Raw genomic sequence first — 7782 nt, 5'->3', positions numbered from 1 at the left:
GCCTATGCCTGAGAGCTCCGGCATGGTGATGTGGCCGTTCTCGACGCGGACGCCATCCGGGAAGCCGCCATAGGGCTGGAACAGGTCGGGATAGCTCTCGTTGCCGCCGAGGCCGAGGCCGGCGGCGATGTTGAGCGACATCTGGTGGCCGCCATGCGGGATGCAGCGGCTTGGCGACCAGCCATGGGTCTTCAGCACTTCGAGCGTGCGCTGGTATTCGCACAGGCCATAGGACAGCGCGCAGTCGAATTGCAGCCAGTCGCGGTCCGGACGCATGCCGCCATAGCGGATCAGGTTGCGGGCGTCCTGGTGACTGAACAGGTTTTCGCCTGTCGCCATCGGGCCGGGATAGAATTCGGCGAGTGCGGCCTGCAGCGCGTAGTCGAGGGGATCGCCGACCTCCTCGTACCAGAACAAGGGATAATCCCGCAGCATCTTGGCGTAGGCGATGCCGGTCTCCAGGTTGAAGCGGCCGTTGGCGTCGACGGCGAGCTGCGCGTCCCTGCCGATCTCCTTCAGCACCGCCTCGATGCGGGTGCGGTCCTCGTCGATATCAGCGCCGCCGATCTTCATCTTCACGACGTTGTAGCCGCGGTCGAGATAGCCGCGCATCTCGCCGCGTAGCATCGAGAGATCCTTGCCGGGATAGTAGTAGCCGCCGGCGGCGTAGACGAACACGCGCGGATTGGCTTTGACGCCGTGACGTTCGGCGAGCAGGCGGAACAGCGGCTTGCCGGCGATCTTCGCCACCGCGTCCCACACCGCCATGTCGATGGTGCCGACCGCGACCGAGCGCTCGCCGTGGCCGCCCGGCTTCTCGTTGGTCATCATCGCGGCCCAGACCTTGTCGGGGTCGAGATTGTCGCCGGCCGCATCCAGCAGCGATTTCGGATCGGCCTCCAGGATGCGCGAGGCGAAGCGCTCGCGGATCAGGCCGCCCTGCCCGTAGCGGCCGTTGGAGTTGAAGCCGTAGCCGACGACGCGCTTGCCGTCCGCTACGGCGTCGGTGACGACGGCAACGAGGCTCGTCGTCATCCTGGTGAAGTCGATATAGGCGTTGCGGATCGGCGAGGAGATCGGCTTGGTGATCTCGCGGACGTCGACGATGCGGACGGACATGGGATTGGCTTTCGGTGGTTATTTTCGTCATTGCGAGCGCAGCGAAGCAATCCAGTCTGCCACCGCGGAAATAGTCTGGATTGCTTCGTCGCAAGGGCTCCTCGCAATGACGAGGAGAGAGTGTCGCCGCGACCTATYTCTTATCCCGGAAATACGGCTCCACCGGTCCGTGCACCTTGATGGTCAGCGGGTTGCCGTAGCGATCCTTGGCATTGCCGGCGGTGACGCGGACCCAGCCTTCGCTGATGCAGTACTCCTCGACATTGGTCTTCTCGATGCCCTTGAAGCGGATGCCGACATCGCGCGCCAGGATGTCCGCGTTGTAATAGGGGCTGTTCGGATCGACCGACAGGCGGTCCGGAAATTCGTCGCTCATGATTGTCTCGCTCATAACAGGGTCTCGATTTGCTGCCGCAATCCTTCGGGCCGTGCGGTCGGCGCGTAGCGCGCGATCACCCGACCGGCACGGTCCACCAGGAATTTGGTGAAATTCCATTTGATGGAGGCGCCCAACAGGCCGGATTGCTGGCGTTTCAGGTACTCATACAAGGGATGCGCATTGGCGCCGTTGACGTCGATCTTCTCGAACAGGGGAAAGGTGACGTCGTAATGGGTCGAGCAGAATTCCTGGATCTCGCTCGCCTGCCCCGGCTCCTGCGCGCCGAACTGGTTGCAGGGAAAGCCCAGCACCGCGAAGCCGCGCGGCGAGAGATCGCGATAGAGATCCTCCAGGCCGCGATATTGCGGCGTGAAGCCGCATTTGCTCGCGGTGTTGACGATCAGCAGCACCTGCCCCTCGAAGCGGCGCATGGGCACTTCCTCGCCGAGCAGCGAGTTGGCCTTGAAGTCGTAAATCGCCGACATCGCTAACCCAGGGGGTCGATCGGCGACGGCGGCACGCCGCCCGCCTCGATCGCTTCGCCGGCGAGCAGGCACAGATCCTCGCGGTAGCGGCCGGACACGATATGCACGCCGACCGGCGCCTTGCCGACGAGGCCGGTGGAGACGACGAGGCCCGGCAGGCCCATGAAGGGAATCGCGATCTGCGGCAATTGCGCCTCCCAGACCCGCTTGAAGGACTCCTCGTCCTTGCGGTCGAGATGATCCGGGAACGGCAATTCGCCGGAGACCGGCGTCAGCAGCACCGCGTACTTCTCGAAGAACAGCATCCAGTCGCGGGTCAGCGTGGCGCGGCGGGTCAGCGCCTTCGCGTAATTCGCCTGGTCCATTGGCGTCACCCTGCTGCGGTTGCCGCGCAGGCAGGCCAGCGCGCCGGGATCGCCCTCGCGCTCGGCTGCCTCTAACTGCGCCTCATAGCCGTCGCCGAGCCAAAGCTTGATCTGCCACTCGACCGCTTCGCGCATCGGCGGGGTGTTCTCGATTACATCGACGGTCCACCCGGCACGCTCGAGGCGCTTGCCGGCATCGGTCACCGCCGCCTTCACCTCCGGCGTGGTCGCAAGGCCGTCCGGGTTGAGACAGAGCGCGGCGCGCTTCGGCCGCGCGGGGCCTTCCAGCGGCGCCGGCACATACCAGGGGTCGCGCACGTCGCGGGCCGCCATGGCCGCGAGCGAAATCCTGATGTCGTTGACGGTGCGCGCCAGGGGGCCGGACACCGCCATGATCTGCGGGCCGATCGGACGCTCCGGCAGCGCCGGATTGAAGGCGGGGATGCGGCCGAGGGTCGGGCGCAGGCCGTGCACGCCGCAGGCATAGGCGGGATAGCGGATCGAGCCGGCGATGTCGGTGCCATGGGCGATGTGGCCGATGCCGGCCGCGACCGCCGAGCCGGCGCCACCGGACGAGCCGCCCGGCGTCAGCGCGGCATCGCGGGGGTTCTTGGTGTCGCCATGGACCAGGTTGGTGGTGAACCAGCGATAGGAGAAGGCCGGGCAATTGGTGCGGCCGAGCAGGATGGCGCCCGCCTTCCGAAAGTTGGCGACCACCGGATTGTCCTCGCGCGCGATCAGGTCGCGCTGGAGTTTTAGGCCGTTGGTGGTGGCAAAGCCCTCCTGGTCGACATTGGCCTTGATGGTGACGGGGACGCCGGCCAGCACGCCGGGGTCCTCGCCCCTTGCGATGGCGGCATCGACGGCGTCGGCCTGCTTCAGCACGTCCTCCGGCCGGTGGTCGATCACGGCGTTAAGCTTTGGATTGACGGCGTCCAGGCGGGCGAGGCCGGCCTTGGCCGCCTCCCTGGCGGATACCTTTTTGGCCTTGACGAGGGTGGCGAGGTCGGCGGCCGACAGGCGCCAGAGATCTTGCATGACTTGCTCCGTATGACCGGCGTCTTTTAGCGCCGGGAACGCAGCAAAGCCATGCGGATTTCGCAGGGGCGAAGGGCGCCGTCGGCTCGGATTGCCGTCATTGCGAGGAGCCCTTGCGGCAATCCAGACTGCCTCCGCAGAGAGACTCTGGATTGCTTCGCTGCGCTCGCAATGACGGTGGAGGGAGCTGGGGGCCTCAATGCCTGGTCGCGGACTGAACCGGCATGTCCAGCAGCGCCTCGGTGAAGGGGAACTCCAGCACGACCTCGCCGTCGACGTCGGTGACCTCGATGACCGCCTCCATCAACGCTGGCTGGGTCCCCTCCGATTTCAGGACCTCCAGGATCATCTGGCGGGCGACCTCCCAGGCGCGATCGGGGTTGCGCAGGTCCTCGCCGTCGGGATCCACGATCAGTTCGTCGCCAATACGGGTGTTGAAGAAATATCTGGGCATGCCTCGATCCAATGGGGTCGCCTGTAGCCGATTGGAAGCCGTTCCATCCTCACAACTGGTTTATCCGGGACAGGGATCACGACCTATCGGCTATTTTTCTTATGTCATTGGCTCATCTTTAAGGCCGCAATACGCTCTCTTTGCAGTGCACCAATTCCGGCGGCCTACTACTTAGGTCGGGAAAATTTCACTGGCGAACTTTTCCCCCCGCAGTAGTTTAGCCCGTGGGCGGATACGTCCGAATTCATAAAAATGGAGAGCCAAATGGCCTGGAAAGCCCCGAAGATCGTCGAAGTGCCCTGCGGCATGGAAATCAACATGTATGTGAGCGCCACCCGCAAGTAAGCGGTTGGTGAGTTTGCGTTCTGCGCAGGTGGTTCTTTCGGTCGAGCACTCTCGGTTGCGCTGTCTTCCGGTCACGATGCGTTTCCGGAAGATAGATTTCGTGTCGACCTGAGATCCACCTCGCGACGTTGCCTCCAGGAGACGGATCATGCTTCGCGTCGTCGTCCTGGGCGCCGGGGCCGGCGGCGGAGTGCCGCAATGGAACTGCGGCTGCGAAGGTTGCCGCGCGGCCCGTGCCATCGGCGATGAGCTCTTGCGAACCCAGGCCTCGGTCGCCTTCAGCGGCGACGGCGAGCATTGGTTCCTGATCAACGCCTCTCCCGATCTTCGCCAGCAATTGAATGCCACGCCGCAACTGCACCCCAAGGCGGGCGCGCTGCGTCATACGCCGGTCGCGGGCGTGATCCTGACCAATGGCGAGGTGGATGCCGTGGCGGGTCTGCTGTCGATGCGCGAGGGCTCGCCTTTCACGATCTATGCGCATGAGAAGGTGCTGGCGATCCTCAGCGCCAACAGCATCTTCAACGTGCTGAACGAGAAGAACGTGCGGCGCCAGCCGATCGCCATCGGCGAGCCGTTCGAGCCTCGGCTGCCAGACGGTGCGCGGTCCGGAATCGAGGTGCTGCCCTTCGCGGTGCCGGGCAAGTCGGCCTGGTATCTGGAAGGCAAGGCGCATCCGGGCGGCGAGACCGGCGACGGCGATACGCTGGGCCTGAAGATCACCGACAAGACGACCGGCAAGTGCTTCTACTTCATCGCCGCCTGCGCCGAAGTGACCGACGCGCTCAAGGCCGAGATCGACGGCGCCGCGCTGGTGTTCTTCGACGGCACGGTCTGGCAGGACGACGAGATGATCAGGGCCGGGCTCGGCTACAAGACCGGCAAGAGCATGGGACACGTCGCGATGTCCGGCGACGACGGCGCGATCGCGCGGCTGGCCGATCTCGATATCGACAGGAAGCTGTTTCTGCATATCAATAACTCGAATCCGGCGCTGCTGCCCGCTTCACCCGAGCGGAAAGCGGCCGAGCAGGCGGGCTGGCAGATACCCGCGGACGGAACGGAGATCGTGCTGTGAATGCCGCATCACTAACTGGAATGACCGCGCTCTCGATCGGCAAGGACATCAGGCTCAACTCGGCCGAGGAGCTCGAGGCGACGCTGCGCCATATCGGGGCGACGCGCTATCACAGCCTGCATCCGTTCCATAAGCTGCTGCACGGCGGCAAGCTGAACAAGGGCCAGGTGCAGGCTTGGGCGCTGAACCGCTACTATTACCAGAGCACGATCCCGATCAAGGACGCGGTGGTGATCTCGCGCTTCCGCGACCGCGCCACGCGCCTGGAATGGCGCCACCGCATCGAGGACCATGACGGCGATGTCGGCTCCGAAGGCGGCATCGAGCGCTGGCTGAAGCTGACCGAAGGGCTCGGGCTCGACACCGCCTATGTGGAATCGACCGAAGGCATTCTCCCCGGCACGCGCTTCGCGGTGGAGGCCTATGTGCACTACTGCCGCGAGAAGAGCCCGCTGGAGGCGATCGCCTCCTCGCTCACGGAACTGTTCGCGCCGAACCTGCACGAAGAGCGGATCGCCGGCATGCTGGAGCACTATGACTTCGTCAATCCCGACATCATGAGCTACTTCAAGCGGCGCCTGGCGCAGGCACCGCGCGATGCCGGCTTCGCGCTCGACTATGTCAAGGCGCATGCCACGACGCCGGAACAGCGCGCGCAGGTGTGCAACGCACTGATCTTCAAGACCAACGTGCTGTGGGTGCAGCTGGATGCGCTCCAGCACGCCTATGTCGAGGGCCACATTCCGCCGGGCGCTTTCGTGCCCAAGGCGAGCTGAAGAGGAACCGTCATGGCCGGGCCGCGTCATATCAGTGTCAGCGAGGCCAGCCGCCCCGTGCTGCCGCGGCATGCCAAGCTGAAATACGACGAGACGCGCAAAGTCTGGGTGATCCTGGCGCCGGAGCGCGTGCTGGCACCGGACGAGATCGCGGTCGAGGTCTTGCAGCTCTGCAATGGCGAGCGTAGCGTCGGCGACGTCTCCGACCAGCTGGCGGCGAAATACGCCGCGCCGCGCGAGGCGATCCTGACCGACGTCATCGCCATGCTCCAGGATCTCGCCGACAAGGGCTTCCTCACCGAGGCCCGGGAGAAGACGTCATGAGCGATGTGCTCGGCAGTCCCACCGTTCCGCCCGACGCCAGCGACAGCCTCGCGGTGCTGGAGAAGCAGCGTTCGACGGCGGAGACCTTTGGCATTCCGCTCGCCGTGCTGCTCGAGATCACCCATCGCTGCCCGCTGCAATGTCCCTATTGCTCCAACCCGGTCGAGCTCGACCGTTCCGGCAAGGAGCTGACCACCGAGGAATGGAAGAAGGTGCTGAGCGAGCTCGCCGAGATCGGCGTGCTCCAGGTCCATTTTTCCGGCGGCGAGCCGACGGCGCGGAAGGACCTCGTCGAGCTGGTCAAGCATGCCAGCGACGTCGGCCTCTACACCAACCTCATCACCTCGGCCGTGCTGCTGACGCGCGAGAGGCTGAGCGAGCTGGCGGATGCCGGGCTCTGTCACGTGCAGATCAGCTTCCAGGGCGTCGAGGAGGCCCCCGCCGATCGCGTCGCGGGGTACCGAGGCGGCCACCGCAAGAAGCTCGAAGTGGCAAAATGGACGCGCGAGCTCGATCTGCCGCTCACCGTGAATGCGGTGATGCACCGGCAGAACCTGCACCAGCTCCCCGACATCATCCAGATGTCGATCGATCTCGACGCCGACCGGCTCGAGGTCGCCAACGTGCAATATTACGGCTGGGCGCTGAAGAACCGCGCCGCCTTGATGCCGACGGTGGCGCAGCTCGACGAGTGCACCCGCATCGTCGAGGAAGCACGCGAACGGCTCAAGGGCCGGCTTTCGATCGACTACGTGGTGCCGGATTATTACGCGCTGCGGCCGAAGAAGTGCATGGGCGGCTGGGGCCGGCAGTTCTTCAACATCTCGCCGGCCGGCAAGGTGCTGCCCTGCCACGCCGCCGAGAGCATCACCGGGCTCGACTTCGAATCCGTGCGCTCCAACCATTCGATCGCCTGGATCTGGCAGAACTCCGACGCCTTCAACCGCTATCGCGGCACCGGCTGGATGAAGGAGCCCTGCAAGTCCTGCGAATTCCGTGAGATCGATTTCGGCGGCTGCCGCTGCCAGGCCTTCGCGCTGACCGGTGATGCCGCCAACACCGATCCCGCCTGCGCGCTGTCGCCGCTGCACGAGACCATCTTCAAGCAGGCCGAGCGCGAGGCCGAGGGCGAGACCAACCGCTTCCTCTACCGCAACTTTGCCGGTGGCACCCTGGAATCCGAGAATGGCGCCTGACGCCGACGCCGCCAGTTCGGTCAAACGCGCCGATCCCTTTGCGCCGCTGACCTCCGAGATGCTCGACGTCGGCGACGGCCACGAGCTCTATGTCGAGAGCGTCGGCCGGACCGACGGCATTCCCGCGATCTACCTCCATGGCGGGCCCGGCAGCGGCTGCCAGCCCGATCATCGCCGCCTGTTCGATCCCGACCGTTTCTGCGCCGTGCTGTTCGACCAGCGC

General features: G+C 65.1%; 10 protein-coding genes and 1 pseudogene. 6 read left to right on the top strand and 5 right to left on the bottom strand.

Translation table 11 applies throughout. The features are described from left to right. From AC1D00_RS17270 to AC1D00_RS17250, 5 genes are all read right to left on the bottom strand, one after another. Positions 1–1119 (bottom strand): mandelate racemase/muconate lactonizing enzyme family protein (locus tag AC1D00_RS17270; RefSeq protein ID WP_477011499.1); only part of this gene is annotated, 1119 nt, incomplete at its 3' end. 133 nt (positions 1120–1252) lie between these two features. Beyond that, on the bottom strand, positions 1253–1510 hold the full coding sequence (locus AC1D00_RS17265; protein WP_477011498.1) for a DUF3297 family protein: 258 nt from the start codon (positions 1508–1510) through the stop codon (positions 1253–1255). Beyond that, positions 1507–1983 (bottom strand): glutathione peroxidase, encoded by a 477-nt coding sequence (locus AC1D00_RS17260; RefSeq protein WP_135175633.1) that lies wholly within the window; start codon positions 1981–1983, stop codon positions 1507–1509. The genes AC1D00_RS17265 and AC1D00_RS17260 overlap by 4 nt, the downstream gene beginning before the upstream one ends. Positions 1984–1985: 2 nt before the next feature. Then, on the bottom strand, positions 1986–3386 hold the full coding sequence (locus tag AC1D00_RS17255) for an amidase family protein (RefSeq protein ID WP_477011497.1): 1401 nt from the start codon (positions 3384–3386) through the stop codon (positions 1986–1988). Positions 3387–3582: 196 nt separating this feature from the next. After that, entirely contained in the window at positions 3583–3840 is a 258-nt protein-coding gene (locus tag AC1D00_RS17250; protein WP_027546873.1) for a DUF6894 family protein, read from the bottom strand. 264 nt (positions 3841–4104) lie between these two features. Between AC1D00_RS17250 and pqqA the strand changes: the two genes are divergently transcribed. From pqqA to AC1D00_RS17220, 6 genes and pseudogenes are all read left to right on the top strand, one after another. After that, positions 4105–4185 carry a pyrroloquinoline quinone precursor peptide PqqA gene (gene pqqA, locus AC1D00_RS17245; RefSeq protein WP_007595659.1) on the top strand — a complete coding sequence of 27 codons (81 nt, stop codon included), beginning with the start codon at positions 4105–4107 and terminating at the stop codon, positions 4183–4185. Between the two features lie 148 nt (positions 4186–4333). Further along, positions 4334–5263 (top strand): pyrroloquinoline quinone biosynthesis protein PqqB, encoded by a 930-nt coding sequence (pqqB, locus tag AC1D00_RS17240; protein WP_477011496.1) that lies wholly within the window; start codon positions 4334–4336, stop codon positions 5261–5263. Positions 5264–5283: 20 nt separating this feature from the next. Continuing rightward, on the top strand, positions 5284–6039 hold the full coding sequence (gene pqqC, locus AC1D00_RS17235; RefSeq protein WP_477011500.1) for a pyrroloquinoline-quinone synthase PqqC: 756 nt from the start codon (positions 5284–5286) through the stop codon (positions 6037–6039). Between the two features lie 12 nt (positions 6040–6051). Next, a complete protein-coding gene (gene pqqD, locus AC1D00_RS17230; protein WP_027546876.1) occupies positions 6052–6363 on the top strand; it encodes a pyrroloquinoline quinone biosynthesis peptide chaperone PqqD in 312 nt (103 codons plus the stop codon). Further along, positions 6360–7559 carry a pyrroloquinoline quinone biosynthesis protein PqqE gene (gene pqqE / locus AC1D00_RS17225; RefSeq protein WP_135175636.1) on the top strand — a complete coding sequence of 400 codons (1200 nt, stop codon included), beginning with the start codon at positions 6360–6362 and terminating at the stop codon, positions 7557–7559. Before pqqD ends, pqqE begins: the two co-directional genes overlap by 4 nt. Beyond that, positions 7549–7782 (top strand): annotated as a pseudogene (locus AC1D00_RS17220) (prolyl aminopeptidase); the annotation flags it as partial. The gene pqqE and the pseudogene AC1D00_RS17220, both read left to right, overlap by 11 nt.

This window comes from Bradyrhizobium sp. P2_E8, assembly GCF_056403875.1.
Note: the sequence above shows the minus strand (reverse complement) of the source record. Positions and strands in the feature narration are given on the sequence as shown.